Source organism: Paraburkholderia sp. GAS32 (genome assembly GCF_050434225.1).
In the GTDB taxonomy this organism is placed as follows: domain Bacteria; phylum Pseudomonadota; class Gammaproteobacteria; order Burkholderiales; family Burkholderiaceae; genus Paraburkholderia; species Paraburkholderia madseniana.
The window spans coordinates 15795-41336 of sequence record NZ_JBNPVS010000035.1 but is presented as its reverse complement, the minus strand read 5'-3'; the positions used below and the strand labels follow the sequence as shown (position 1 = coordinate 41336).

The following is a 25542-nucleotide window of genomic DNA, read 5'->3' as shown; positions in this document are numbered from 1 at the left end:
GGATATGACTTCTGCCCACCACTGGCCGTGGGACGTGCTCGGCATTGCGGCAAACGCCGACGAGCGGACCGTGCGCCGCGCTTATGCGCGTCTTTTGAAACAGCAACGCCCGGATGAAGATGCTGAGGCGTTTCAGCGGCTTCGGTATGCGTATGAGTCGGCTTTGCAGATGGCGGCTGGCGCCGCTACGCTCATACGCGTGGAGATGGCTGGTGGTGAGCCCGTGATAGCGTCCACCATGAGCGTAACGCCTGCGTCGACGCCGCCAGCGTCTCCTGCGCCAATGCCTGAAACGCCCGAGCCATCCGCCGCAATGCGCGCGGCGCAATCGCGCCAAGACGCAACCGAGCTCTGGCATGCATTTCTGGCAAACCCCGACAAGGTATCGCTGCGCCGCTCGCTAGCCGATCTGTTCGAATCCGTCATCAGTTTCTCGATACTCGATGAACTCGAATGGCTGGCGCTTTGCCACTGCCTGAACGACGACACGCCGGCAGAACTAAGAACCGCGCTTTGCACTGCCCTTGGCTGGCGTGAAAACACGGCGCATCTGCTGCGACGCGATCGGGCCATAGCCACCCGCGCATTGGCGTGCGTCTACACCGACGAAGACTACCTGGCGCTGAGGGTTCGTTTTCCGCGCGCAATCGCTTTGATGGACGCGCCCGCGCCGGGTCTCACCCGTGGCTTGTGGGCGCTCCGTACAGATACCGTCCGTGACGAAATGGCAGAGCTCGTACCGGCACTGCGTAACTATTACCCGAACATCACGCAGGCGCGCGGCGAAGCAGCCAAGGTCGACTTCTGGGCACAATGTCTCGAGCTGCGCGCAGGCCTTTCTGGACTAATCGGCACCGCGCTGCTAATCGGCGCGTCGTGCGGCATGCTGCTCGTCGGCACGCTCGTACCGGCGGAAAAGCATCGTTCGATCGTCGCATGGGGGCCACGCGAATGGTTCGCGGCGCTGGCTATCATCGCGATCCCTCTCGGCATCGCCGCCGCACGCCTGTATAACCTCGCACCCGCACTAACCCGAAAAGTGCAGGTGCTACGCCTGTCGCCCTTTGTGCGCTACGGATGGGTTGTGCTATGGCTCGTGGTCGTGACGAGCGATCTGGCCACTGGACCCGATCCGTCGACGACACCCACGGCGATGGTTCTGCTCGCGCTATGTGTCGGGTGGGCGATCGTTGCACACGGGCCGTTTCGAAGCGCGACGAGGGTCGTTCTCCTTGCGGCGCAAGTGGCCTATTGTTGCGGCTATTACGGCCATTGGACGTCCGTCGATCCGGGCTCGTGGACCTTGCCGATTGCGCACGGCGTGCTAATTGCCTCGTTCTGTGAGTTTTCGCTGCCTGCACTGCGCGGGTTACTGCAACACCGACCCGCGTTGATCCGGCTTCTAGCTGCAGCCTGGTTCATCGGCGCCACCGTGTTCGTCGCGCTATTCATGTCGCCGGCACCGAACGCATCGCAGTTCGCTTGGTGCCTGTTTGCGGTGTTGCCGGTCGCCGGCAGCATAATCGGCAAAACGCCATGGCGGAAAACGCTTGCCGCAGTCAACCCGCTTGCCAAGCTCTATCTGTTTCTCGTCAGTCTGCTGGTTGCGATCGCCATGCCCAAAGTGCTCGCCGTAGCGTCGGTTGGTTTGATGGCGCTGTGGATCCTGGGCGAGTTGTGGAACATCTATTCTGCGAAGCAAGTTTCGCAGTAGCTGTCCCGCGTAGCACCGGCCCCCCGCCTAAAATGCAAAGGGCGCACCACCCAGTGCGCCCTTCGCCTTCCTGCCATTGCGGTACAACATCAACCGCCCACCAAACCCATCACACGCTAAAAGGCATCAAGCCTCGAGCTGCTCCAGCACCTTCCCCTTGGTCTCAATCCCAAGAAAGTGCACCGCGATGGCCGCAATGAACGGCACAGCAGCGAGAATATAAAACGCCACTTGCAGATTACCGCCGATCATCGTCTTAGACACGATGGCCGGCGCGAAGATCGCCGCTACCTTCAGCCACGCGCCGCCCACACCGCAGCCCATCGCTCGGATGCTCGTCGGATACAGTTCGGGCGTGTACACATAGGCCGTGATGAAGCCGCAAGCAAGGAACCCGAGCGAGAACGCGCAACACGTCGCCACCACATACACAGACGAGTTGTGGAACACACCCGCCAGCAACAGCGACAGCGCGCACGCCACGAACGACAAATTGATAATCGGCTTACGCCCCACCTTATCGACCAGCAGCGCACAGGTCAGCGAACCCACCACGCCCAGCACCGAAGCCGCCACCGCCAGATTCAACGCCAGTTGCAGCGGCGCGTGATAAACCGTGCGATAGATCGTCGGCAGCCAGGTCGACAGACCGTACTGAATGAAGCCGCAGGTAATCCATAGCATCGCGACGGCCATCGTGCGCTTCAGATAGGCCGGCCCGAACAGATCGCTCATACGGCGCTTCGGATGGCGATTGGCCATCGCGTCAAACTCAGCCGCATTGGCAACTGGCGGAAGCGGACCTTTCACAGCGCGTTCGAAAGCATGCACTGCGGTATCGGCATCGGCCATCCGTTCGCGTTCGGCCAGCCAGCGCGGCGATTCCGGCACCAGTTTGCGCAGCACGAAGAACAGGATCAACGGCATGCCGCCGATAAAATACATCGCTTGCCAACCGAAACGCGGCACGATCCACGCACCCAACGCGTTCGACGCAAGCAAACCAACCGGAAAAACGATTTCATACAAGAGCACGAAACGGCCACGGCCATGTGCACGGCTGATCTCGTTGATATAGGTCGCGGCCACCGGCAATTCGCCACCAAGCCCGAGCCCCTGAATCACGCGCAGCACGACAAATGCCGCAAAGGTCGGCGCAAAGCCGCACGCAATACTCGTAATGCCGATGATCCCCGAGCTCAACGCAATCGCCTTCACGCGGCCTTTGCGCTCCGCATACCACGGGAACACAAACGCGCCGATCAACTGCCCGACCGATCCAGAGCCGATCAGAAAACCGATCTCCCAAGGCGTCAGATGCCACTTCGCAATCAGGATCGGCAGCGTGGCCGCGATTGCGATCACGTCGAAACCGTCGAAGAACGTCGCGAGACCGATCAGTATGCGCGCGCGCACCTGCATCGCATTCTTCGGCAAGCGCTCGAGACGCGCGATGATCGAGCCCCGGGTCACGGGGCCTGAGACACCGGCGCTGCTGCGGTCCCCCATGGTGTTGTCGATGGTTCTCATGCCGTGGTGCCGTCCGTAGGTGTGGTTAGGCAAGCGCCGTTGAGGCGTCGGTCAGGGTGGCAAGGTCGATAGTCCGGCCCTGGTTCATCCATTTGCGCGACAGTTTCAGTTCGCGCGGCGTGTTGATGGCGATGACACCGCGAATCGTGCCGTCTTCCAGATGAAAGAGCGTGGCGTGTTTGCCTGGCAGATCGCCGCGTACGGCGAGTTGCGCATCTCCCGGAATGTCGCCGAGGATTTGCAGATTGACGTCGTATTGATCGGACCAGAACCACGGAATGTCCGCATACGGTTCGAAATTGCCGAGCAACGCCTTCGCCGTCGAGATCGCCTGGTTCTGCGCGTTGGCCCACGATTCGAGCCGCACGCGGCGCTTCAACCACGCGCTCGGATGATTCGCAACGTCGCCGCACGCGAAGATGCGCGAGTCGTCGGTCGCACCGAAATGATCGACGACGATGCCGTCTTCCACCCTGATACCCGCGGCTTCCGCGAGTGCCGTGTGCGGCGTGAGGCCGATGCCGGCGACCGCGAAATCGGCGTCCAATGTGGAACCGTTAGCGAACGTTGCGCGAATGCGGTTGGCGTCGTTTGGATGATCCGCAACCGACACGAGCGATGCGTTCAAACGCACGTCCACACCATTTTCACGATGCAGTTGCAGCAGGAAATCCGACACCATCGGCGGCAACGAGCGAGCGCACAGACGCCGCGCGCCTTCCACTACCGTCGCTTCCACGCCCAGCTTGCGCGCGGTCGCGGCAACTTCGAGGCCGATCCAGCCACCGCCAACGACGAGCACGCGTTTGCTTGCACGCAGGCGTTCGCCCAAAGCGACGGCTTCGTCGAGCGTACGCAGATAGGTGACGTGCGAGGTCTTCACCAGCGCGTCCGGCAAACGCCGCGCCGCGCCGCCGGTTGCAATCACAAGCCGGTCGTATTGCACTTCGCGGCCCGACTGCGTGCGAACAATGCGCTGTTCACGATCGATCGACGTCGCGCACTCCGGTTGCCATGTTTCGACGTTTAGCGCGTCGAAATCTTCGGGCTTCACGAGGCGCACGGTTTCGATATCGGCTTCACCTGAGAGCACGGCCTTCGACAACGGCGGACGCTCGTATGGCAGATGGATCTCATCGGCGATCATCACAAGGCGGCCATCGAAGCCCTCCTTGCGCAACGTCTTCACGACCCAACCCGCCGCCTGGCCGCCGCCGATCACGACGATCGTGCGCGGCGCTTCGAGTCCGGCGTGTGCAGCTTGAGCCTTTGCAGCAGCAGCGTCAGTCATTTTTTCGCTCCGTCATGAACTTGCCTTCCGGCGCCTTCGCGTTTTTCTGGCGACGCGTATTGCCGTCGATGCCACCGTCGATCGCCCATTCGGCAAATACGGTCGGGCCCGGTTCGAAATCTCGCGGCTGCCATTCGGGTGTGAGCTGGTCTTCGTCGGCGTAGTACTCGATCAGGCCGCCGGCCGGATTCTGGAAGTACCAGAAGTAAGCCGACGACACCGGATGACGTCCCGGACCGAGTTGCGTATCCCAACCGCAGCGGCTGATATGCATGCCGCCGCCGAACACTTCGTGGATATCGCGCACAGTGAACGCGACGTGATTCAGGCCGCGCTTACCGCCTGGCAAGGCCAGCAGGAAAATGTCGTGGTGGCCGCCGTGCGGCGCGCAGCGCATGAACGCGCCGCGGCCCGGATAACGGTCCGACATTTCGAAGCCGAGCAGTTCCTGGTAGAACTTCTCCTGTGCCGCGAGTTGGTTCGTAAAGAACACCACGTGGCCGACTTCAACCGGTTCAGCACGTTCGTAAATCGGCGACGGTTGATCGACGCGCAACGTCTGACCCCACACGTTCGACGGCGAACCGTGAATGTCGAGCGCACGCTTGCGGGTCACTTCAACGCGAATCGCCATACCGTTCGGATCGATACAACCTACAGCGTCTTCCGTTTCGAAGTGGCCCGGTTGACCCGCAAAGCGGCCGCGTAGTTCGTCGAGTTCGGCTTTCGTTGCCACACCCCACGTCACTTCACGCAGCGTCGGACCTTCTTCGAATGCGGGCGGCAGCGACGGGTCGCTCGCATCGATCACAAGAATCGTGCAGCCGTTCAACGTTTCGAAACGTGCCTGGGTTTCGTCGTGCGCGACTTCCTTCAAGCCCCAGTCCGCGAAAAAGCGGCGACAGGTGGCGAGATCCGTCACGCCGTAAATAATCTGTTCAATGCCGAGAATCGTCATAACGTGCCTCTTGCGTATTTCGCGTATTAGTTCGCCCACGCCAGCGGCGCGTCGTTCAAGCCCCAGTAGAGGCTCTTCTGCTGCATGTATTCGCGGATGCCGAGACGGCCCTTTTCGCGTCCCATGCCGCTCTCTTTCCAGCCGCTGAACGGCGTCGAGATCGAGAACAGCTTGTAGGTGTTGATCCACACGGTGCCGGTTTCGAGCGCACGGGCGATCCGGTAGGCGCGTTTGTAATCGAGCGTCCAGATGCCTGCGGCGAGGCCGAACACACTGTTGTTGGCTTCTTTCAGCAGCGAGGCTTCGTCGTCGAACGGCATCGCGACCAGCACCGGGCCGAAGATTTCTTCCTGACAGATACGGGCGTCGTTCGTGAGACCTTCGAGGATCGTCGGCTGGAAATAGGTACCCTGTTCGCGTCCATCGCCAACCGGACGTTCGCCGCCGCACAGAAGACGGCCGCCCTCTTCCAGACCCAACGCGACGTAGCGTTCGACGGTTTCGCGATGTGCCGCGGTAATCAGCGGACCCATCTGCGTTTCAGTACGCGACGGATCGCCGACGCGAAGCTTGCGTGCGCCTTCCGCGAGACGCTTCATGAACGCGTCGTAAATCGAGCGCTGCACGAACAGGCGCGAGCCCGCGATACACGCTTCGCCCGACGAACTGAAAATGCCGTACAACACACCGTTCACTGCATGATCCAGGTCGGCGTCATCGAACACGATGGTCGGCGACTTGCCGCCGAGTTCGAGCGAGACCGGCATCAGCTTGTCCGCAGCGATGCGCGCGATGCCACGGCCGACTTCGGTGCCGCCCGTGAACGACACTTTCTTCACCAACGGATGGCGCACTAGTACGTCGCCGATCACCGAGCCTTTGCCCGGTACAACGCTGAGGACACCCTTTGGCACGCCGGCTTCTTCACAGATACGGGCCAACGCAAGCGAGACCAAAGGCGTGACTTCAGCCGGCTTCAGTACCACAGCGTTGCCGCCTGCCAAGGCGGGAGCCAGCTTCTGCGCATCCGAAGCAATCGGCGAATTCCACGGCGTAATCGCCGCGATCACACCGATCGGCTCGTAGATGCTCATCGTCAGATAGTCGCCACGCGAGGGGGTCACTTCTTCATCGAGCGTTTCGAGGCAGGCCGCGAAATAGCGGAAGGTGTTCGCAGCGCTCGCCACCAGCACGCGCGTTTCGTTGATCGGCTTACCGTTGTCACGACGCTGCAGTTGCGCAAGCGCTTCGTGACGCGCCATGATCAGATCCGCGATGCGATACAGAATCAGCGCACGCTGATGCGGCTTCAGACCTGACCAATCCGCCTTACGCCATGCAATATCCGCGGCTTCCACGGCTTCGCGGGCGTCGTCGGCATTCGCCGTCGAGATTTCCATGTTGACCGACTGATCCGCCGGATACAGGCTTTTGTACGGGTTGCCACGCCCTTGCCGCCATTCGCCGCCGATGAAAATATCGCCGGTGGGCACGAGGCTGGTATCGAAGTGAGTCATGTCGGTCGTTCCGGTTTGCTTCAGCTAATCAGCGAATGTCTTAAATCACGCAGCGGGCCGCGCGATTGCGTAGCGCACGGATCGCGCTGTACGCGGTCAATGCGGACGTCTTGGGGTTGTCCGGCAGCGGCTTGCCGCACATTTCCAGCGACATCTCGCCGAACGCGCCGCGCGCCACGATACGGTGCACGTTGCGCGATACGTTCGGGTCCGCGATCAGGCGGACCATGGTGTGGTCCAGACCCAGGCCAGCCAGTGCGATCGTCGCGGCGACGTTGGCGTTCTTCGGATACAGGCGCGCCGCTTCGCGCGCGCTGCCTTCGAAAATCACCGTCTCTTCGCTCAGCGTGTGCAGATTGCAGAGCTGTTCCGCGGGCGTGCCGAGCCAGCCCGAAGGCGGTTTGCGGCCCGTGTACAGCACTTCGTCGAGGCCGCCGAGCTTGGCGGCAGACAATGCGTCCACGCCACCGATTGCACCCGACAACAGCGTCAACGTTGCGTCGCCTTCATCGGCCGCAGCCGAGAGCGCGTCCAGCAACATCATGTCGGACAGCGCGCCGATCGACGCCACCGCGCAATCCGTACCGGCTTTCAGCAAGGGCACCACGTGATCGACCAGTGCGCTGTGCCCAGCGCATTCCAGCGCGAAATGCGGCTGGCTGCTCAACGCGGACACGGAGGCCACCACATCGACCGATGCGCCCACCACTTCACGCACCGACGTCATATGACGTTCCGGCACGATCACATGCGACACGCGCACCGTCGGATCCGACTCGACCGAGCGATACACCGCCTGGCCGATCGCGCCGAAGCCGATCATCGCGACGTCGACGGGCGCGTGATGCCCTGCGTAGCCGGTCTCACGCATGTTCCGGCTCCTTTGCTTTAACCGGCGGGCCCGCGAACGCGGTGGCGAACGAGCCGACCGACAGCATGTCCACTTCAACCAGCACCGGGCCCGTCTTCGCCATACCCTCGCGGATGATCTCCTCGGCCTGGTCGAGCGACTTGATGCGGTAGTGCGTAAGTTTCAGGCTCTCGCAGAACTGCGCGAAATCCGGCTGGTGCAGATCGACGTAGCAGCGGCGACCGCCGTATTGCACGTCCTGAATGTTGCGGATCACGCCGTAGCACTGATCGTTCATCAGCACGATCATCACGTTGGCGTTTTCCTGCACGGCCGTTGCGAGTTCGCCGACGTTGACCATCAGGCCGCCGTCGCCAACCAGGCACACGGTCTTCGCGGCATTGCCGGCGAGTGCTGCGCCGATACCCATCTGCATGCCCTGGCCGATACCGCCGCCGAGTGCATGAACGCCCGCGCGCGGCGAGAAGATCTTCAGCATGCGGTTACCCCACGTGCTGTTCGAGATCGTGACGTCGCGCACCCAGTTGTAGTCGCGGCCCACGGCCTGCTGCAGCGCGTCGACGAGGCGCTTGTACGGGCCGAGCCCCTTGCCCACATCGGCGACGGCGCTTTCACGCGCGGCAGCCAGGTCTTGTGCGAACGTCGGATCGACCTTCAGACGGCCTTCGAGCAGCGTCGCGAGTTCTTCGAGAACGGCCGACGCATCGCCGTGAATGAACATGTCGTTGCGATAGCCGCGGTTGTCGGCGAGCGCGTCGGCGTCGATGCGATACAGCGGTTGCGGCAGCGCCAGCTTGTACTTCAGCGTTTCATTGCCACGCAGACGCGAACCGACCACCACCAGCGCGTCACACGTCTTGTAGAAGCTTTCGACTGCCGAGTGCACGTTGAACGCGCCGAGCGTCGCCGGATGATCTTCCGGCAGCACGCCACGACCCTGCACGCTGGTCACCACACCGAAGCCCAAGGCCACGAGACGTTCAACCGCAGCACGTGCATGACGCGTGCCGCCGCCGAGCCACAACAGCGGACGCTTCGCATTCGCCAGTTGATCCGCGAGTTGCACGACACGCTGGCTGCAATGTGTGAGCGTAGTGACGTGCGGCGCGGCCAGATCGGCGGGCCATTCGATTTCGGCGGCTTGAATGTCGATCGGAATTTCGACGCTGACCGGGCCGCTCGGCGCGGTTTGCGCGACACGTACGGCTTCGCGGATCGTCGGCAATGCGGTTTCGACCGAGCGCACGCGGAACGCGGCCTTCGAGATCGACGACAGCATCGACAATTGGTCCGGCGCTTCGTGGATATAGGCGAGGTCCTTGTCGAGGTATTCGGTTTCGATCTGGCCGGTGACGTGCAGCAACGCGGTGCCCGCGGTCAGTGCTTCGACCATCGCGCCGGCAGCATTACCCGCGGCAGTACCCGTGCTGGTGAATGCAACACCAAGGCCGCCGGACACACGCGCCAGGCCATCAGCCATGTTCACCGCGCCCGCTTCGCCACGTGCGCCGACGTAGCGAATCTTGCCGCGGTTGTGGATCGCGTCGAGGATCGGCATGTTGTGGATCGAGATCACGCCGAATGCGGTTTGAACGCCGCACTGCTCGAGAAAAGCGGCGATCAGTTCGCCAACGGTGGTTTTGTTAGACATGTCGTGCAACGCCTCCAGAAACATCGATGTGACTGCCCGTCGTATAGGACGACAGCGTCGTAGCCAGATAAAAGAGCGCTTGAGCGGCCTCTTCGGGTTTGCCGAAGCGGCCTAGCGGAATGTTTTTCTTGCGCGCCAGTTCGGCGGTCCAGTCTTCCCAGCTCTGGCCCGACTGCGCTTCTTTCGCGTAACGGCGGCGCCATTGACCCGATTCGACGATGCCGATCAGAATCGAATTCACGCGAATGCGTTGCGGCGCGAGTTCGACCGCAAGCGATTTGATGAGGCTCAGCACGCCGGCCCGCGCCGACGAAGTCGCTACCATGTGCGGCTCGGGTTGCAGGGCGAGCAGCGAGTTCACGCAGACCACGGCGGGGTTGTTGCCAGACCCGGCGGCGTCGCGCAGCATCGGCAGGAAGGCGCGGGTCGGGCGGATCACGCTGAAGTACTTCAGGTCGAGCTCTTCGCGCCAGGCGTCGTCGGTGGTGTTGGCGAACGTCGACACGCGGCCCTGGCCGGCGTTGTTCACCAGCATGTCGGTGCGGCCGAAACGCGCTTGCACAGCTTGCGCGAACGCTGCGACCTCGTCCGCGTCTAGCACGTCGCAGGTTTGCGCCAGCAATTGCGCTTGCGGAAACTGCGCCTTCAGCGATGCTTCCGCTTGCGCGAGACGTTCGCTGTCGCGCCCGCAGATCGCAACCGAAGCGCCTGCTCGCAGAAACAGTTCGGCAGTCGCAAGGCCGATGCCGGACGAACCGCCCGTCACCACCGCTACCTGTCCGGTCAAGTCGATTTGAATCATTTGAGCCCCAGTGCCTTAAAGTATTTCGCACCCGCGTTCGGGCTGCCCGTCGGCCGATAGTTGAGCCGCTGCGAGAGTTCGTCAGCCGCGCGGCGAACCTTGTCGATCAGGCCGCTGTCGAGCAGCGACGCATCGATCTCGTGGCGCGGAATCGTCGTCGTGATAACCGCGACGATCCGGCCCGTGTCGTTGCGCACCGGCGCGCTGACCACCGAAATGCCGCGTTCGAACGACGACTCGCTGATGGCATAGCCGCGCGTGGCGTCATCACGAATGCGTTCGTACAGATCGTCGATCGTGGCCGGCGTCTGTTTCGTGAAGCGTTCGAGTTCCGGCTCGGGATAGAGCTTTTTCAAGTCTTCGAGTGTCATGTCGCCCATCAGCACCTGCCCGTGCGTCGTCGCGTGAGCCGGCAGTCGTGTGCCGACATTCACCTTCACCGAGCTGAAAATCGGCGCATGGCTTTGCGCTTTGGCAACGAACACGACGTCACGTCCGTCGCGAATCACGATGTGGCTGGTGAGGCCGGTGTCGTTACGCAGCGCTTCGATGATCGGCAAACCGAGGTCGGTCAATTCGAGCGAGCTCAGGTATTCGAAACCGAGCCGCAGCACCGCGACGCCGAGGCGATAGTTGCGGTCCTTATCGGCGCGTTCGAGAAAGCGGAGCGATTCGAGCGTTTGCAGCAGACGGAACACCGTCGTGCGGGGAATCTTCAGGCGCTTCGATAATTCCGGTGCGCCGAGAACCGGTTCGCGTGGCGAGAACTCCGTCAGAATCTTCAGACCGCGTTCCAGACCCGGCACGCGATAGCTGATATCGCTGCTGGTGTCTGCGTCGTTGCGGTCGTCGTCCGCGTCGCGCTCGGCGCTAACCATGTCATGCGTGTCGGACGTCATTCATTGGCTCCGTTGTCCGTCGCTTGCGCGGCAGAACGTATCGATGATCGCGGTGTACGCGGCGGGTGCTTCGATGTAGCCGGCGTGCCCGGCGCGCGGCACGACTTGCAGTTTGGTGCCGGCGGCGAGAGCAAGTCGCTCGCAGGCTTCGGGGGGCGTAATGGTGTCTTCTGCGCCGACTGCGACGTTGATGCGGCCTCTGTAGCGTGAGAGGTCGCCGGCAAGATCGGCGTTGGCGAGCAGATGCGTCGCTTGTACATAGCCGTTCGGGATCACGCGCGACATGTTCCAGCGCACCCATGCGCGGGCTTCGTCGCTCGCGTGGGTGGACAACATATTGGTGCTGCGTTTTTTGGCGAGACCTTGCGGGCCGAGTTCTTTCAGCATGGCCAGACGCTGATCGCGTTTTGTTTCGCGCACTTCCGCCGCGGAAGCGCCATAACCGCCAGCAGGCGACAACAAGAGCAAACCGGCCACGCGCTGCGGATTCGCCACAGCAAATGCACCGGCGATGATCGCGCCAAGCGAATGACCCACTAGCACGCAGCGTTCAATGCCAAGCGCGTCCAGCCATTCCTTCAGTACAGTCGCGTAATCGCTTGCTACGGGCGAATCGGCTTCTACGGGTGTCGATGCGCCATACCCCGGCGCATCCCACGCCAGCACACGGCGCGTCTCACCCAGCACTTCAAACTGCTGCACCCACGAAGCCGCGCCCGACCCGATACCGTGAAGCAGCACCAAAGGCAGTGCTTCGCTCTCGGCGCCATCCACGTCGCGATAGCTCACCGCGCGTTGCGATGCCAGCCAGATCTGCTGCGCGGGAAAGCGTGCAAGGCGCGCTTCGAGCGTAGCGTTCTGATCGACGGTAGCGGACGGGACTGCGGACATGATTTCCTTCGTGGGTGTTTTTAAAGCGAACTTGAGGGCTTAGCGCTTGAGCGACGCCAAAGGAGAATCCGGTGGATAGGTCGGCGTAATCGGCTTGGCTGCGCCCAGCATCACGCACATCAACGCATCTTCTTCGCCGATATTCACTTCTGTGCGATACACGCCCGGCGGCACCGAAATCAGATCACGTTCACCGAGCACGGCTTCCCACGTTTCTCCGTCTTTCTCGCAGATCACTTTCATCTTGCCGCGCAGCACGAAGAAAATTTCTTCGACATCCATATGGATATGGCTCGGACCGATGTTGCCGGCCGGGATCACCATCGTCGAAAACGTGAAGCCGCCTGCGGGCACCGTGTTCATGTCCTTCGCGACGCCCGTGCCGCCCGTGCCCACATAGCGCATTTGCGCGCGGCGATATTTCGGGTCGTAGTCGGCCTGGAACTTCAGCGCGTCCCAGTCATAACGACGCGTTTCCAGACGCGCGACGCGGCTGTCCAACCATTGTGCAAAGCTCGCGTCCGCGGGTTGTTCCCACGATTTGCTTTCGAGTTCGGCGTCCGCCATCTCTTTCTCCTTTCGATTCGACAAGATCAATTCATCACGAAGCCGCCGTTGACCGGCAGCAACTGGCCAGTCACGAAGCGCGCGGCATCGGACAACAGGAACAGCACGGGCCCAGTGACGTCGTCGGGCACTTGTGCGCGCGTGAGCGCGCGGCCTTGCAGGTAATACTGATGACGTTCGGCGGGCACGTAGGCGGTGGCCTCGACTTCGGTGAGACCCGGTGCGATGGCGTTGACCGTCACTTGATGTGCGCCGAATTCGCGAGCCAGCGAGCGGGTCATCGAAATCACCGCGCCCTTGCTCGCGACATACGCGAGCAACTTCGGCGCACCCCACATCGCTGTATCCGAGGCGATGTTGACGATGCTGCCGCGACCCGAATCACGCAGATACGGCAGCGCGGCGGTGCTCATCAGCCACGTGCCGCGCACGTTGACGTTCATCACGGCGTCCCACGTATCGATCGACAACTCATCGGCGAACTTGCCGCCCGAGTTGGTGATCGCTGCGTTGTTGATCAGTGCGTCCAGCCCGCCGAGTTGAGCCGCGGCTCGATCGGCAAACTGCTTGATGCTGGCGGGGTCGGCGAGATCGAGCGGCAAATACGTCACTGCATGGCCTTGCTCGACAAGCGACGCCGCGAGCGCCCGGCCTTCGTCATGCAACACATCGCCGAACACGACTTGCGCACCGGCTTGCACCAGCGAGCGAACGAACGCCGCACCGAGGCCGCGCGCGCCGCCCGTCACGAGGACGCGCCTGCCGTGGAGTGCAGCCAATGCCGGGGACGCTTCGTTATGCATGGCTGTGGCCTGCTGCTTCGGTTTGCGCGGCGCCGGCCTGAACGGCTTGAGCGTGATAGGCATCCAGTTCAGCGAAATGCTGCTGCGCGCGCTGACGGAACATGCGGCGCACACGCGTCATGCCGACGTCATGCTGATAGAGGAATTCGTGCTCGCGTGCATTCGGCGCCATGCTTTCGAGAACATAGCGGTCCTGTTCCAGCACGGCCCAGTGCAGACCTTCCAGCCGATTGCGATACATGAAGCGCCATGCGTCGCGCTGCCAGCCCGACACCTTCCGCGTGCGCCAGAAGTAAACCTGGCAGTTGTTTTCGTCGACCGGCGTAGCAAAGCCGATGATCCCGAAGTTGCCGCCCGGGCCGAATTTCTTCTTGTACGGAATCGCGAGGCGCATCCACAACGCGCCGGTTTCGCCGAGCTCGACCCAGTCGAAATTCACGTCGCGCTGGCCGACCTTTTCGAACATCAGACCGGTTTCGGTCTTGCGCACGCGCATGTCGGCCTGCTTGTCGCCTTCGGCCATCGAGTGCGAGGTCGCGTGCAGATACGCGCCGTGCATCGGGTCCATCACGTTGTCGATCGCGTATTGGTAATTGCACTTCCAGTTCGACATGCACAGGAAGTTCGCGTACTCGTCGCCCACCAGTTCTTCCGGCAGCACGAGCGGCGTGGGTTCTTTATGGGCGTCGTCGCCGAACCACAGGAAGATCGCGCCGGCATGCTCTTCGACCGGATACGACTTCACGCACTTCTGGCCTTCCAGCGGGCAGTTCGAGACAGCCGGCACCTTCGTGACCGTGCCGCCGCCGTCGATTTCAATGCCGTGATACCAGCACGCGACGCTGCCGCCGAGGTTCCAGCCGAGCGACAGACGCGCGCCGCGGTGTGGGCAGCGGTCTTCGAGCGCGCGGACTTTGCCTTCCTTGTCGCGCCACAGCACGATCTGATCGCCGAGGCGCGTGACGCCGACCGGCGCGTCGCCGACTTGCCAGCTCGGTGCAACGGGATACCAGTAGTTGCGCAGGCCACGGTTCAGATAGGACTGAATCGGGTCGGCCGCGCCTTGAGTCGTTGTATTGGGGGACGTCATAAAGAGACTCCGGATGCGAAAGCGAAGAGACGTGTGCAGGAGAGCGCGCTTATTCAGCGAGCAGGCGGAATTCGGCGGCAAGGCGATCGGCGTCCCACGCATTGCCTTCCGGCGTGCGAAAGCCCACGCGGTTCAAACCGTCGACAATTTCCTGCAACTCGTTCGCGCCGGCTTCGAAAACTTTTTCCAACGCATCGCCGAAGTCGTTTTCATACTGGGTCGGCTCAGCCTTGCGCGTTTGCCAGATGAAGTTTTCGGTCTCGCCCGGCTTTTCGATCACGCCCTTGCCGGCAACGTTGTTCGGCTGCGGCGCGAGCCACGGCTTCAGGAAGGGATTGAAGTTCACGGTTTGTTCTCGCATGTCATTCCACCTTGATCTGGATTTCTTCGCCGGCGAGGCGTACCGAGTACATCTTCAGGTCGCGGCCACCCGGCTCTTTCAGGCATTTGCCGGTCGGGATATGGAACACGGCCTCGTGCAGCGGGCATTCGACGGTGTCACCGTCGACAAAGCCCTGCGTCAGCAGCGCGTACGCATGGGGGCAGACGTTTTCCAGCGCGTACAGCGCATCGCCCACCTTGTAGATGCCGATTTCGGTGCCGTCGAGTTTGAACTCGAGCGGCGCGTCTTCGGACAGGTCGCCGGCATGGCCGGCGCAGCGCCATTGTTCAGTCATTTCTCGCCTTCTCCTGAAGCCCTATGTTCCATATAAGGAACAGCAGTTCGTGTATGGATAATTATAGGAGTGGCTTTGGCTCGAGAAAATAAAAATCTGGGCTGGTAGGGGAAAACACCGACTGTCGCGTTCACAACACAGCTTTGCGTGAACTGCCGTGAGCGGCGGTTTCCGCTTGAGAACCTTTCTGGGCTTGGGTTTGCCCATAATTTTCAGACAAATGTCGCAGCCCTCATGCGGGTTTGTACGGGGTCCGAAAATTTATTTTGGCCACTTCTAGACTCATTATAATTTTCCATAGGCGATACAAAAGCCCATAGGTGGAACATAAAGCGGAGCAGTTTGGGCGCATAAACCCGAAGCTGCATTCAACCCAAAGCAAGGATCAGGGACGACGAAATCGGCGCGAGCTATCCGTCGTGTGATCAGGAGAACCAACGGTGAAGCACATCATTGCGGCGGCCGGCTTGACGGCAATCTGCGCAACGACTGGCGCCTGGGCGCAAAGCAGCGTGACGCTCTACGGCAGCCTGGATGCTGGCATTGCGTACATCAGCAATGCGGGTGGCCATTCGAAGTGGATCGAGGAGCAGGGCAACATGCAGCCGGACCGCTGGGGCCTGAAGGGCGTCGAGGATCTGGGCGGTGGCCTTAAGACGGTTTTCCAACTGGAAAACGGCTTCTATACCAACACGGGTGCATTCGCCAAAGCGGGCACGCTGTTCAATCGCCAGGCTTTTGTCGGATTGAGTTCGGACCAGTTCGGCACGGTGACACTCGGCCATCAGACGCCCTTCAGCTTCGACGTGCTGGGTCCGCTGAGCACGGCCTATCAGGCTGCGAGCTGGTACGCGTTCCACCCGGGCAACATCGACGAACTCGCCGACACCGGCGTGGTGCCGTTCGACAACTCGGTGAAGTTCCGCTCGGCGAGTTTCGCCGGTTTCTCCTTCGGCGCGATGATGGGTCTCGGCAACACGACCAACTTCTCGACCGGCAAGACACTGAGCTTTGCGCTTAGCTATGCGAACGGTCCGTTCAAGGCCGGCGCGACCTATGCGAATGAGCACGACCGTACGCCGTCGATCGTGACGACGGGCATCACCAGCTTCCAGGGTGTCGCGGCGGCTAACTACACGGCGGGCAAGGTCCAGAACATGGGCGCGGGCGCGTCATACCAGTTCGGCAAGCTGCTCGTGCATGGTTTGTACACGCGTGTGAAGCTGGAATCGTCCGGCCATTCGGACACGTATCAGAGCTACGACGTGGGCGCGAATTATCAGTTCACGCCGTTCAACAGCGTTGCCGGCGGTGCCGCGACCACGACGATGGCCGGCCATCGCTGGACGCAGTTCGAGATCGGCGATATCTACGCGCTGTCGAAATCGACGCAGTTGTATGTGAATGCGCTGTATGAGCGCGCGGGCTCGAATACGGACGCCGCGTTCTTTACGGCGGGTGTATCGAGCGGCCGGAACCAGACTATTTTCCTGACGGGCATCCACCACTCGTTCTGATATCAGTTCGCCGCAACCGATCTGCGGCGCGCTTGAGCCGCGGTCGGATCATCCGGCCGCGGACGATAACTGAGCCGCTCGGACAATTCGAGCGCCGCCTGGCAAACCGCGATGATGAGCGGTTCGCGTTCTTCCGCTTCGCCGATATCCGAACGGGGAATGGTGACCGTCAACGCGGCCGTAATCTTGCCGCTTTGGTCGCGCACCGGTGCGCTCACTACCGAAATCCCTCGTTCAAAAGACGCTTCGCTCAACGCGTAGCCGAGCGCCGCGCTTTCGCGCACTCTTCCGTACAGTTCTTCGACAGTCGCCGGCGTGCGTTCGGTGAACCGTTCGAGCTGCGGCTCGGGATACAACTGGCGCAATTCTTCGAAACTCAAATCGCCCATCAGCACCTGGCCGTGCACCGTGGCATGCGCGGGCAAGCGCGTGCCGACATGCACCTTCACCGAACTGAACATCGGCTCATGGGTTTGCGCTTTGGCGACGAACACCACATCACGCTGGTCGCGGATCAGCAGATGCGTGCTGAGGCCGGTTGCGTCGCGCAAGCGTTCGAGAATCGGCGTGCCGACGTCGGTCAGTTCGAGCGAGCTCAGATATTCGAAACCGAGCCGCAGCACCGCGACGCTCAAACGGAAATAGCGGTCGCCGTTCACCCGCTCGAGAAAGCCTAAAGCTTCGAGCGTTTGCAGCAGACGAAATGTAGTGGTGCGCGGAATGCCGATGCGCTTCGACAATTCGGGCGCGCCCAGAATCGGCTCGCGCGCGCTGAATTCGGCGAGGATGCGCAGGCCGCGCTCCAGCCCTGGCACGAGATAAGTCGATCCGCCGCTGCTCTCTTCATCGGTGGAATCGGGGGAATCGGCGCCGTCCGCCAAGGACCGCGCCGCGTCGTCTCGTGGAGTCGAAACTGTCGCGCCGCGTGGCCTCGCTTGCTTGCGTCCCGCTCCTGTCTGCTCTTCTTTTGCCATCTTGGCTGCCGTCTTTGCCGTTGTCTCTGCTGTTCATCGGATACAGATCAACATGATAGCGCGAAGCACACGGCGGTCATTTTCGTTTCGCGCGGTGCTATGCTTTGATGCGGTCCATCGCGCGAGGTCTCACTGCCGCGCTTTGGCTCGCGCCAGGCGTCCGGAGGCCACGTCCATGTCCGATTCCGTACAGATCCAGGTTGCCGACTCACATCTCTATCCGGGCTGCGCAGTGCAGATCGCGCACCTGCCCGAGCCGGCCCGCGCGGCGGCAGCGATAGTCGAATTCGCGGACGGCTCCGGCGCGCATGCCACTTGCCATCGGCGGACTTTCGATGAACTCGAATTGACCGTTGACGGTTACGCTACACAGCGGCGTCATCCAGTGGACGCCCGACATTGGCTTCTGCTCGCTGTCGACTCGACGCACATCAGTTGGCGCGTGAAGCGACGATTACCCTAGCCGTACCGGAACCTTCCGGCCACCTCGATTCTGAACCCGGTGCCGCGCGCACGCCGCCCCGAGCGGTAGCTTTCTGGCTGTGAAGCGCCCGTCACGCAAAACTCCGAGAGATACCGATGACAGACAACGACTCCACCCTGCCGCCGAACCCCGACGACACCCCCGACGATCCTGAACGCCGCCGTGTCCTGACCGGACTCGCGGCGGTCGGCATCGGGCTGGCACTAACCGGGTGCAAGACTGACCAAGGTATCGCGAGCGGCACGGTGCCGCACAGTGCCGCTGACATGCGGCTCGACGCCGCGTTACGCGACCAGGTCAAGCAGATCGTGGTGATCTACGCCGAGAACCGCAGCTTCGCGAATCTGTACGGCAACTTTCCCGGCGTCCAGTATCCGCTCGATGCGGTGAGCGCCGAGCGTTATCTGCAACTCGACCGCGACGGCAAGACGCCGCTGCCGCGCCTGCCGGCAATCTGGGGCGGCCTCGTGCCGCAAGCGCAGGAGGTGGACGGCAAACGCTACATGATCGGTCAGAAGGATATTGCCAACCTGCGCAACGGCCCGTTCCATATTACCGACGCGCAAGGCGCACCGTTGCCGAATGGTGTGATCACGCGCGATCTTGTGCATCGCTTCTATCAGAACCAGATGCAGATCAACGCCGGGCGCAACAATCAGTTCGCTGCATGGGGCGACGCCGGTGGCCTGGTGATGGGGCACTACCGCAATTCCGCCGACACGCTGTGTCTGTGGAACCTCGCGCAGCAATACACGCTGTGCGACAACTTCTTCATGGCGGCTTTCGGCGGCTCGTGGCTGAACCACATCTTCCTGATCTCCGCGCAGGCACCGTTCTATCCCGACATCCACAACAGTCCGGCGAAGAAGATGGTCTCGGTCGTCGAAGGCGATGATCCGACCGGCACACGGCTCAAGGTGGCGGCCGACTCGCCAGCGTCCGCGCTCGACGGTCCGCCGAAATTCGTCAACGACGGCGCGTTTACCGCCGACGGCTACGCGGTCAACACGATGGCGCCGCCCTACCAGCCGAGCAGCGTGCGGCCGGCCGAAGGCGGCAATCCCGCGCTCGCCGACCCGTCGAATCCGCGCGTGATGCCGCCGCAAAACTACGCGACGATCGGCGACCGTCTGACGGACAAGGGCGTCGACTGGGCGTGGTACAGCGGTGCGTGGCAGTACGCGTTGGAGCATCAGGACACGGGCGCGGTGCCCGACTTCCAGTACCACCATCAGCCGTTCAACTACTTCACCAATTACGCGCCGGGCACCGCCGCGCGGCGCAAGTATCTGCGCGATGCGGGCCTCGGCGACGACGCGTCCACCAATCGTCTGATTGACGATATCGATGCGGGGCGTTTGCCGGCGGTCACGTTCTACAAACCGCAGGGCGATCTGAACATGCACGCAGGGTACGCGGATGTCGCATCGGGGGATCGTCACGTCGCGAATGTGATCGAACATATTCAGCGCGGCCCGCAGTGGGCCAATACTGTCGTAGTCGTCACGGTCGATGAGAACGGCGGCTGGTGGGACCCGGTCTCGCCGCCGAAGGGCGATCGCTGGGGGCCGGGATCGCGGGTTCCGGCGTTAGTGATTTCGCCATTGGCGAAGAAGGGGTACGTCGATCATACGGTGTACGACACCAATTCGATTCTTCGCCTGATTAGCCGCGTGCATGGACTGGCGCCGCTCGATGGGGTCGTTCTGCGAGATCGGGCTTTTGCGGAGAATGGCCTGGCGCCGCTTGGCGATTTGACCGGCACGCTGGATTTGGCCTGAGCCGCTTGCATATCGCATTTGCCTATTACGTCGGGGTGGGCAGCAGTGCATCAATCACTGCGCCACCCCGTGCAGCTTGGCAATCACTGCATCTGAGATCTGCTGCGCGGTCTTCTTGATCGTCTTCTTCTCGTCACCGCTCGCCATCACGAACTTCGCCGCGATCACGTACGGATTGAGTTTGATCGCCGCGCCCGGCTTTCCCTTGCTGTCGGCTTCTTCGACGGCTTCGTAGAGCGGCGGCAAACTGGCCGTCGCCAGGCTGTCGCACGACACCGCCACTTGAATATTGTTCTGACCCGCACCAAAACCGACCATCGCACGTCTTAGACGATTGCCGTCGTCGACGCTCAGAAACACGCCTCGCACTTGCCAACCCGTTGCGGGTAATGGTTGGCCGGGCGCCATACGGCGCGCGTCGACACCGCCTTTTTTCAGGTCCGCAGTCAGCGCGTCCCCCATCTCGTTCACGATGTCCTTAGCGTGGTCCTGCGGATTCTTGTCCTTGCCCATCGGTCCTGGACCACTCGGCAACAGACCGCGCAGGCGGCGCACACGTTGCCCCGGTCCGCTGTCAGGTGTCACGTTGGCCACGTCGAGGTCGAAGTCGGACACATAGACGATCGGCGCGGGCGCGGCGAAGGGGGGACTGTCCGCGGCTGCACTGAGCGTCGATATCGCACCGAGGCATCCCGCCACCATCGTGAGTTGCAGCAATCGACGCAGCATGGCCCGCCTCCACGAAATGTCTTTCAGACGCGGCTATCGTACAGCCATGCCCGCTGGGCGTAAGTTTTTTTCGTGCCCGATCGCCGCGCCTTTTCGCCTTGCATAACACGCGTCGCGACATAGACTGATAAGGCATTACTTCGCAATTTGTACGGAACTGCCATGCGCCTGACCATCCTCATCAACGGTTCCGATCCCACCGTCAGCCACGACTACGCTGTGTTATGGCTCGACACCGACGAACATCGGTGGTCGAGGGAAGCGCATCAAGGGATCGATCTGCCCCCGTGGGGCGAGTTACACGACGACAATGGCGTGACGACCCTCTGTGCGCCGAGCACGGATGCGCCGCTGTGCACGCTGCGCGGATTGCACGTCGATCGCAAACAACGCGTGAGCGCGGCGCAAGGTGCCGCAGCGTGGACAGCCTTGCCGACACACGCGCCGACCAGCGGTTTCTGGCGTTTGCAAGCTGTCGATCGCCAGAATGTGCACGCCGAACACAGTGTTTTCGGCAATTAGGTTTCGGCGCCTTTTTCGTCGGTCGAAATTTCCACTCATCCAAACCGCGCCGCCTGCGCGCGGGTGAGTGGGGTTGTGTGCACGTTCGACCGTCGGCCCACATTTCCACGTTCCGCATTCCGCGCGCTTAAGTCCGTCTTAAGTTTGCGTACGTAGAGTTTGAATTCCACGCATTAGGGTCGCTGCAAAGCGGCCCGTTTTTTTGGTGCAGCGGTTTTCACCGTGTGTCGTGCGCTTCTTTCGCTCGCAGCATTTTCATCGCTGCGGGAACTGCGAAAAAGCCGCATCCTTCCCCCATGTTCTTCTGCGTTCCACGTCGCTCGACACCGGCTCGCGACGCTATACTTGCGCCCCCGATCAATCAACTGACTGACATATGAAGAAGTGGTTTGCCTGTCTGTTGTTCGCCGTTGCCGCTCACGCGAGCGCGGCACCCTCCTGCACCCAGTTCACCCCGAATGCGCAATGGCCGGTTCTGACCAATCAGAAGATGGCGCCGAAAACGCGCATGCTTTGCTATAGCGATTTCGCGGTGCTGCATTCGGGTATCACGCATGGTCCCTTGTGGTCCGCGGAGCATCTGACGCGCGACCATATCGAAGCCGCCAAGGACATGGTGCGCACCAACAAGTTCTTCGAAGACGCGCGCTTGCCCGACGGTGAAGGCGCGACGCTCGCGGACTATAAACGCAGCGGCTTCGATCGCGGTCATATGAGTCCGGCAGGCAATCGCTGGAATCAGGAAGCGATGGCACAATCGTTTTCGCTGGCGAACGTCGTGCCGCAAAATCGCGAGAACAATCAGCGCTTGTGGGCGCGTATCGAAACGTCGGTGCGCAAGATCGCAATGTCGTACAACGATACCTATGTCATCACCGGGCCGATTTTCAGCGGCCAGCAATTGCAGACCATTGGACCGACACGCGTCTTCGTGCCGACGCAATTGTTCAAGGTGGTCTACGTGCCGTCCCGGCAGATGGCGTTTGCGGTGGTGGTGGACAACGTCTCGACCAACCGCTATGACATCAGGACGATTCACGAACTCGAGACAGCATCAGGTATCCGTTTTCCGGGCATTCCGGAGAATCTCAAAGATCAGCGACCGGGAGGACTGAAAGGTGTTTAAACCCTATTCGAACGATGACGACGTGCTCAACATCCAGGGCGATGCACTCACCGTCAGCAACGGCACCACGCGCGTGGTGCTGAACGGCACGCTGGAGTTGACGCAGGACCAACGCGGGTTGAAGGCGGCACTGGCGCTGAAGGAAGCGATCGATGCGATAGTGGCCGCGCTGCAGGCACAGGCCAATCTGCCGGCGAAGGTGAAGGACGAGCCGGATGCGAAACCGGGCGTCGTGCAGAATCCGTTTCAATAGCGCATTCACGCATTCACGCAATTGCCCAGGCGCGAAGGTACGGGATTTCCGCGTCGCCTTCGCGGCTGGGAGGTGAAACCGCTTCAGGCTGATTCAGAACCCCGATATGTATCCGCCGTTACGTTTTGTCACCAGAGCGCCGTCAACTGCTGTCTTCCGGCCAACGTTAAACCGGCAGCGCTGAAACATTTCAGCCGCGACATAAAGAACAACCGGTTTAACCAGGAGTTACATCATGAAGACGCTTTTCGCTGCTCTCGCTTCCGCTCTCGTCGTGTCGACCGCATTCGCACAAACCGCAGCACCGGCGGCCGCGCAACCTGCGCAAACGCAACCCGCCGGTCAAGCGAATCTGAAGGCGAGCACCGCCGCGCAAACCAGCGCCACGGACGAAAGCACCGCCACGACCAAAGCGCCGACCAAGGCCGCAACGAAGTCGCAAGTGAAAAAGGCTTCCGCCAGCCACACGGCAAAGACCCATAAGGCCACCAAGAAGACTGCTGTAGATACAAGCGCAAGCAAGACAAAGACGGAGAGCGCGAAAGAGGCCAGCAATGCCCCGGCAAAAACCGACGGCGCAAAGACCGACACGACGAAAACGCAATAACACGTGATCGGCTTTCGGCACGCACCGGCCAGGCATCTGTAGTTAATCGAAGCCGAACTCTGCCGTTCAGGGAGGGCGAGTCTCACGACTCGCCTTTTTTTTATGGGCGCGTCGCATGGGCCCAGTTGAAGCTCACGCAACTTGCCGGCACGGCCCCCGGTTGAATTCGAGCAACTCGTCTAGTCCGCGCGATTTTTTCAGCGGACACACCAATTTTTGCACTGCGTTTACTCGTACACGTCTAATCTCGAACTGTCTTGATCAACCATGGCGTCAACGAACGCCGCATCAAATGGCACTCACGCAATCAATCGACAAATTCGAAACGCAGCCGCTTAGCGCGCCGCCGGTCCAGCGCAACAATGTCATCCCCTTCCCCGCGGCTCGCGCCCGCTTGCAGATCACCCTGCCTCATCCCCCGCACGATCTTCCCGGCAGCCAGCTCCGCACACTGCTTCATTCGCCGCTCGGCGTGTATGTGGTCAGCACGGAGGCCGTGCGCGAAGAAGTGCGCGTGCAACTCGACATTGCGCTCGACGACCTCGACTTCACCTTGCATACGCTGATCTCGACACTCCCAGCAGCACTCATCGGACCATTGAAGCGCCGCCATGCCGTCGCAAAGGCGCGCTAATCATGTTCTCAGGAATCTGGCTGCCCATCGTCACCCCGTTTCGCAACGGTGAAGTCGACGTCGACGCGTTGCAGCGCCTCGCGGACTATTACCTGCGCACGGAGATCAGCGGATTTGTCGCCTTGAGCACGACGGGCGAAGCCGCTTTATTACAGGAATCCGAACGCCTCACCGTCTTGCAGGCGCTGACCGATGTGATCGGCTCGCGTCTGCCGATGCTGATCGGCGTAGGCGGCGCCAATACGCGCGACGTTCTGCACGATATTCAGCGCTATGAGCGCTGGGACTGCGCGGGCTATCTGGTGTCTCCACCATCGTACGTATGTCCGGATCAGGCCGGCGTGCAATGGCATTTCGAACAGGCTGCACTCGCCACCGAACGCCCTATCGTTCTGTACGACGTGCCACATCGAACAGGTGTGGCGATCGCGCCTGAAACGGTTGCGCATTTGGTCGAGTACAGCAACATCGTCGCAATCAAGGAATGCGAAAAGGAACACTTCAGCAAGCTGCGTGGCCTGCCGATCAACGTGCTGTGCGGCACCGATGAAGCATTGGACGACTGTCTGCACAACGGCGGCACAGGTGGCATTCTGGCGAGCGCGCATGTTTGCGCGGACCTGCTGGTTGCCGTACAGGAATTGATCCGCGCCGATCGTGACCCGGACGAGCGCAATCTGTTCGCCAGTTTGCTGCCGGTATTGCGTCTGCTGTTCGCCGCACCCAATCCGTCCGCGATCAAGGCGATGCTGGCATTCGATCATTCAATGACCGACGAAACGCGTATGCCGATCACGCGCGCGTCGGCACAACTCGTCGAGCGCCTGGGCACCGCGCGCGACAGGTTGCAGGATCTGCGCGCCGAGTTTGCTGGAGCGATGAGCTAAAGCGCTAAAGAGCTGGAGCAACAACAAGAGGTCCCGAGGAGGAATGCGCCACGAATGAGTTCATCATTCGTGGCGCAAACTTGCGTCCAGGCGCTGCATCCGCAGCACGACGCGCTGCGCGTAACCGCGACCACCGCCGCTGTAGCGAACGAGCGCGGCGTCGAGATCGCCGCCGCTTTCATCGAGGTAGCCGCGCAAAATGGTCGAGCCGATCCGCACGTTGATTGCCGGATCGGATAAGTCGGTTGTGCCCGCAATCAATTGCGGATGCGCAGCGGGCAAGACCTGCATCAGCCCTCGCGCGCCTGCGATGCTGACCGCGTGGCGATCGAAACTCGACTCGACCGACATCACGGCAAGCAGCAATACCGGCGAGATGGCTTGACGTTCGGCTTCGATCAACACCGCGCGAGCGATCTTCATGGATTCCAATGGTGCAACGCGAAACTGCGCGCGCAGCATGGCGGTGATATCGCTGAGCGCCGGCAAGCCGGCGTCTAGTATTGCGTCGCTCGCGACAGTTGGAGCGGCCATCGGCAACGCCGACTGCGCGTCGGCGGCGTGCGATGCCGCGGCGAACGAGAAGACGATTGCCGCGAACATCACCTTCAGGCCGGCTTTGCGGTGAAGGTTTCGTTGTACCTGGACACCATCCAGAGCGCTATTTCCATGCATAGGTTCGCTTCCTGACCGGGGTACATCGACCTTACCGGGCTTGGTGTAGCGAATCGCCAAAGAAATAGGGGTGCGCCGTAAAATGCTTATAA

At 61.6% G+C, this 25542-nt stretch carries 27 protein-coding genes; 10 read left to right on the top strand and 17 right to left on the bottom strand.

Annotation, left to right across the window (positions count from 1 at the left end; all coding sequences use genetic code 11):
• Window positions 1-4 precede the first annotated feature (4 nt).
• A complete protein-coding gene (locus P3T25_RS33045) occupies window positions 5-1714 on the top strand; it encodes a J domain-containing protein (RefSeq protein WP_429361172.1) in 1710 nt (569 codons plus the stop codon).
• A gap of 126 nt (window positions 1715-1840) precedes the next feature.
• Here the strand turns inward: P3T25_RS33045 and P3T25_RS33040 are convergent, their stop codons facing one another.
• From P3T25_RS33040 to P3T25_RS32975, 14 genes are read right to left on the bottom strand one after another with little or no spacing between them, the layout of a single operon-like run.
• Entirely contained in the window at window positions 1841-3244 is a 1404-nt protein-coding gene (locus P3T25_RS33040; RefSeq protein WP_429361170.1) for an MFS transporter, read from the bottom strand.
• A 25-nt stretch (window positions 3245-3269) separates the two neighbouring features.
• On the bottom strand, window positions 3270-4535 hold the full coding sequence (locus tag P3T25_RS33035) for an NAD(P)/FAD-dependent oxidoreductase (protein WP_429361168.1): 1266 nt from the start codon (window positions 4533-4535) through the stop codon (window positions 3270-3272).
• On the bottom strand, window positions 4528-5493 hold the full coding sequence (locus tag P3T25_RS33030; RefSeq protein WP_171927728.1) for a VOC family protein: 966 nt from the start codon (window positions 5491-5493) through the stop codon (window positions 4528-4530). Before P3T25_RS33030 ends, P3T25_RS33035 begins: the two co-directional genes overlap by 8 nt.
• A gap of 26 nt (window positions 5494-5519) precedes the next feature.
• Window positions 5520-7010, bottom strand: coding sequence for an aldehyde dehydrogenase (locus P3T25_RS33025; RefSeq protein WP_429361165.1), 1491 nt, complete (start codon window positions 7008-7010; stop codon window positions 5520-5522).
• Window positions 7011-7050: 40 nt separating this feature from the next.
• Window positions 7051-7881, bottom strand: a complete 831-nt coding sequence (locus P3T25_RS33020) for an aspartate dehydrogenase (protein ID WP_429361163.1) — start codon at window positions 7879-7881, stop codon at window positions 7051-7053.
• Entirely contained in the window at window positions 7874-9532 is a 1659-nt protein-coding gene (locus P3T25_RS33015) for a thiamine pyrophosphate-binding protein (protein ID WP_408516906.1), read from the bottom strand. Before P3T25_RS33015 ends, P3T25_RS33020 begins: the two co-directional genes overlap by 8 nt.
• Window positions 9525-10334 (bottom strand): SDR family oxidoreductase, encoded by an 810-nt coding sequence (locus P3T25_RS33010; RefSeq protein ID WP_429361161.1) that lies wholly within the window; start codon window positions 10332-10334, stop codon window positions 9525-9527. Before P3T25_RS33010 ends, P3T25_RS33015 begins: the two co-directional genes overlap by 8 nt.
• Window positions 10331-11212: an IclR family transcriptional regulator gene (locus P3T25_RS33005; RefSeq protein ID WP_429361269.1), complete on the bottom strand. Its 882-nt coding sequence runs from the start codon at window positions 11210-11212 to the stop codon at window positions 10331-10333. The genes P3T25_RS33010 and P3T25_RS33005 overlap by 4 nt, the downstream gene beginning before the upstream one ends.
• Window positions 11213-11233: 21 nt before the next feature.
• On the bottom strand, window positions 11234-12124 hold the full coding sequence (locus P3T25_RS33000; RefSeq protein ID WP_429361159.1) for an alpha/beta fold hydrolase: 891 nt from the start codon (window positions 12122-12124) through the stop codon (window positions 11234-11236).
• A gap of 39 nt (window positions 12125-12163) precedes the next feature.
• Window positions 12164-12691, bottom strand: a complete 528-nt coding sequence (locus P3T25_RS32995) for a cupin domain-containing protein (RefSeq protein ID WP_429361157.1) — start codon at window positions 12689-12691, stop codon at window positions 12164-12166.
• Window positions 12692-12717: 26 nt separating this feature from the next.
• A complete protein-coding gene (locus tag P3T25_RS32990; protein WP_429361155.1) occupies window positions 12718-13494 on the bottom strand; it encodes an SDR family oxidoreductase in 777 nt (258 codons plus the stop codon).
• Window positions 13487-14584: a Rieske 2Fe-2S domain-containing protein gene (locus tag P3T25_RS32985; protein WP_429361153.1), complete on the bottom strand. Its 1098-nt coding sequence runs from the start codon at window positions 14582-14584 to the stop codon at window positions 13487-13489. Before P3T25_RS32985 ends, P3T25_RS32990 begins: the two co-directional genes overlap by 8 nt.
• Window positions 14585-14633: 49 nt before the next feature.
• Window positions 14634-14945 (bottom strand): recombinase-like helix-turn-helix domain-containing protein, encoded by a 312-nt coding sequence (locus tag P3T25_RS32980; protein WP_429361151.1) that lies wholly within the window; start codon window positions 14943-14945, stop codon window positions 14634-14636.
• A gap of 1 nt (window position 14946) precedes the next feature.
• Window positions 14947-15261 carry a non-heme iron oxygenase ferredoxin subunit gene (locus P3T25_RS32975; protein WP_020068683.1) on the bottom strand — a complete coding sequence of 105 codons (315 nt, stop codon included), beginning with the start codon at window positions 15259-15261 and terminating at the stop codon, window positions 14947-14949.
• Window positions 15262-15701: 440 nt separating this feature from the next.
• Here P3T25_RS32975 and P3T25_RS32970 point away from each other — a divergent pair, with 440 nt between their 5' ends.
• Entirely contained in the window at window positions 15702-16778 is a 1077-nt protein-coding gene (locus P3T25_RS32970; RefSeq protein ID WP_429361149.1) for a porin, read from the top strand.
• Window positions 16779-16780: 2 nt separating this feature from the next.
• Here the strand turns inward: P3T25_RS32970 and P3T25_RS32965 are convergent, their stop codons facing one another.
• On the bottom strand, window positions 16781-17752 hold the full coding sequence (locus tag P3T25_RS32965) for an IclR family transcriptional regulator (RefSeq protein ID WP_429361147.1): 972 nt from the start codon (window positions 17750-17752) through the stop codon (window positions 16781-16783).
• 175 nt (window positions 17753-17927) lie between these two features.
• Between P3T25_RS32965 and P3T25_RS32960 the strand changes: the two genes are divergently transcribed.
• A complete protein-coding gene (locus tag P3T25_RS32960; RefSeq protein ID WP_097395004.1) occupies window positions 17928-18215 on the top strand; it encodes a hypothetical protein in 288 nt (95 codons plus the stop codon).
• Between the two features lie 116 nt (window positions 18216-18331).
• Entirely contained in the window at window positions 18332-20017 is a 1686-nt protein-coding gene (locus tag P3T25_RS32955) for an acid phosphatase (protein WP_429361144.1), read from the top strand.
• A 54-nt stretch (window positions 20018-20071) separates the two neighbouring features.
• Here P3T25_RS32955 and P3T25_RS32950 read toward each other — a convergent pair whose 3' ends face one another.
• On the bottom strand, window positions 20072-20746 hold the full coding sequence (locus tag P3T25_RS32950) for a DUF4410 domain-containing protein (RefSeq protein WP_429361142.1): 675 nt from the start codon (window positions 20744-20746) through the stop codon (window positions 20072-20074).
• Window positions 20747-20908: 162 nt separating this feature from the next.
• Between P3T25_RS32950 and P3T25_RS32945 the strand changes: the two genes are divergently transcribed.
• The 6 genes from P3T25_RS32945 (at window position 20909) to P3T25_RS32920 (ending at window position 24775) form a co-directional block, all read left to right on the top strand.
• Window positions 20909-21268: a DUF3564 domain-containing protein gene (locus tag P3T25_RS32945; protein WP_154562976.1), complete on the top strand. Its 360-nt coding sequence runs from the start codon at window positions 20909-20911 to the stop codon at window positions 21266-21268.
• A gap of 376 nt (window positions 21269-21644) precedes the next feature.
• A complete protein-coding gene (locus P3T25_RS32940; RefSeq protein ID WP_154562974.1) occupies window positions 21645-22394 on the top strand; it encodes a DNA/RNA non-specific endonuclease in 750 nt (249 codons plus the stop codon).
• Window positions 22387-22647: a hypothetical protein gene (locus P3T25_RS32935; protein WP_154562972.1), complete on the top strand. Its 261-nt coding sequence runs from the start codon at window positions 22387-22389 to the stop codon at window positions 22645-22647. Before P3T25_RS32940 ends, P3T25_RS32935 begins: the two co-directional genes overlap by 8 nt.
• Before the next feature lie 235 nt (window positions 22648-22882).
• Window positions 22883-23254: a hypothetical protein gene (locus P3T25_RS32930; protein WP_154562970.1), complete on the top strand. Its 372-nt coding sequence runs from the start codon at window positions 22883-22885 to the stop codon at window positions 23252-23254.
• A 292-nt stretch (window positions 23255-23546) separates the two neighbouring features.
• On the top strand, window positions 23547-23888 hold the full coding sequence (locus P3T25_RS32925; protein WP_154562968.1) for a hypothetical protein: 342 nt from the start codon (window positions 23547-23549) through the stop codon (window positions 23886-23888).
• A gap of 2 nt (window positions 23889-23890) precedes the next feature.
• On the top strand, window positions 23891-24775 hold the full coding sequence (locus tag P3T25_RS32920; protein WP_429361139.1) for a 4-hydroxy-tetrahydrodipicolinate synthase family protein: 885 nt from the start codon (window positions 23891-23893) through the stop codon (window positions 24773-24775).
• A gap of 63 nt (window positions 24776-24838) precedes the next feature.
• Here the strand turns inward: P3T25_RS32920 and P3T25_RS32915 are convergent, their stop codons facing one another.
• The gene (locus P3T25_RS32915) at window positions 24839-25450 is read right to left on the bottom strand and encodes a lytic transglycosylase domain-containing protein (protein WP_429361137.1); all 612 of its coding nucleotides are present in this window, start codon (window positions 25448-25450) and stop codon (window positions 24839-24841) included.
• Between the last annotated feature and the right edge of the window lie 92 nt (window positions 25451-25542).

Excerpts from the sequence above, each read along its gene's own strand:
- P3T25_RS33045 (WP_429361172.1), top strand. The coding sequence starts at position 5 with ATGACTTCTGCCCACCACTGGCCGTGGGACGTGCTCGGCATTGCGGCA.
- P3T25_RS33040 (WP_429361170.1), bottom strand. The coding sequence starts at position 3,244 with ATGAGAACCATCGACAACACCATGGGGGACCGCAGCAGCGCCGGTGTC.
- P3T25_RS33035 (WP_429361168.1), bottom strand. The coding sequence starts at position 4,535 with ATGACTGACGCTGCTGCTGCAAAGGCTCAAGCTGCACACGCCGGACTC.
- P3T25_RS33030 (WP_171927728.1), bottom strand. The coding sequence starts at position 5,493 with ATGACGATTCTCGGCATTGAACAGATTATTTACGGCGTGACGGATCTC.
- P3T25_RS33025 (WP_429361165.1), bottom strand. The coding sequence starts at position 7,010 with ATGACTCACTTCGATACCAGCCTCGTGCCCACCGGCGATATTTTCATC.
- P3T25_RS33020 (WP_429361163.1), bottom strand. The coding sequence starts at position 7,881 with ATGCGTGAGACCGGCTACGCAGGGCATCACGCGCCCGTCGACGTCGCG.
- P3T25_RS33015 (WP_408516906.1), bottom strand. The coding sequence starts at position 9,532 with ATGTCTAACAAAACCACCGTTGGCGAACTGATCGCCGCTTTTCTCGAG.
- P3T25_RS33010 (WP_429361161.1), bottom strand. The coding sequence starts at position 10,334 with ATGATTCAAATCGACTTGACCGGACAGGTAGCGGTGGTGACGGGCGGT.
- P3T25_RS33005 (WP_429361269.1), bottom strand. The coding sequence starts at position 11,212 with ATGGTTAGCGCCGAGCGCGACGCGGACGACGACCGCAACGACGCAGAC.
- P3T25_RS33000 (WP_429361159.1), bottom strand. The coding sequence starts at position 12,124 with ATGTCCGCAGTCCCGTCCGCTACCGTCGATCAGAACGCTACGCTCGAA.
- P3T25_RS32995 (WP_429361157.1), bottom strand. The coding sequence starts at position 12,691 with ATGGCGGACGCCGAACTCGAAAGCAAATCGTGGGAACAACCCGCGGAC.
- P3T25_RS32990 (WP_429361155.1), bottom strand. The coding sequence starts at position 13,494 with ATGCATAACGAAGCGTCCCCGGCATTGGCTGCACTCCACGGCAGGCGC.
- P3T25_RS32985 (WP_429361153.1), bottom strand. The coding sequence starts at position 14,584 with ATGACGTCCCCCAATACAACGACTCAAGGCGCGGCCGACCCGATTCAG.
- P3T25_RS32980 (WP_429361151.1), bottom strand. The coding sequence starts at position 14,945 with ATGCGAGAACAAACCGTGAACTTCAATCCCTTCCTGAAGCCGTGGCTC.
- P3T25_RS32975 (WP_020068683.1), bottom strand. The coding sequence starts at position 15,261 with ATGACTGAACAATGGCGCTGCGCCGGCCATGCCGGCGACCTGTCCGAA.
- P3T25_RS32965 (WP_429361147.1), bottom strand. The coding sequence starts at position 17,752 with ATGGCAAAAGAAGAGCAGACAGGAGCGGGACGCAAGCAAGCGAGGCCA.
- P3T25_RS32960 (WP_097395004.1), top strand. The coding sequence starts at position 17,928 with ATGTCCGATTCCGTACAGATCCAGGTTGCCGACTCACATCTCTATCCG.
- P3T25_RS32955 (WP_429361144.1), top strand. The coding sequence starts at position 18,332 with ATGACAGACAACGACTCCACCCTGCCGCCGAACCCCGACGACACCCCC.
- P3T25_RS32950 (WP_429361142.1), bottom strand. The coding sequence starts at position 20,746 with ATGCTGCGTCGATTGCTGCAACTCACGATGGTGGCGGGATGCCTCGGT.
- P3T25_RS32945 (WP_154562976.1), top strand. The coding sequence starts at position 20,909 with ATGCGCCTGACCATCCTCATCAACGGTTCCGATCCCACCGTCAGCCAC.
- P3T25_RS32940 (WP_154562974.1), top strand. The coding sequence starts at position 21,645 with ATGAAGAAGTGGTTTGCCTGTCTGTTGTTCGCCGTTGCCGCTCACGCG.
- P3T25_RS32930 (WP_154562970.1), top strand. The coding sequence starts at position 22,883 with ATGAAGACGCTTTTCGCTGCTCTCGCTTCCGCTCTCGTCGTGTCGACC.
- P3T25_RS32925 (WP_154562968.1), top strand. The coding sequence starts at position 23,547 with ATGGCACTCACGCAATCAATCGACAAATTCGAAACGCAGCCGCTTAGC.
- P3T25_RS32920 (WP_429361139.1), top strand. The coding sequence starts at position 23,891 with ATGTTCTCAGGAATCTGGCTGCCCATCGTCACCCCGTTTCGCAACGGT.
- P3T25_RS32915 (WP_429361137.1), bottom strand. The coding sequence starts at position 25,450 with ATGCATGGAAATAGCGCTCTGGATGGTGTCCAGGTACAACGAAACCTT.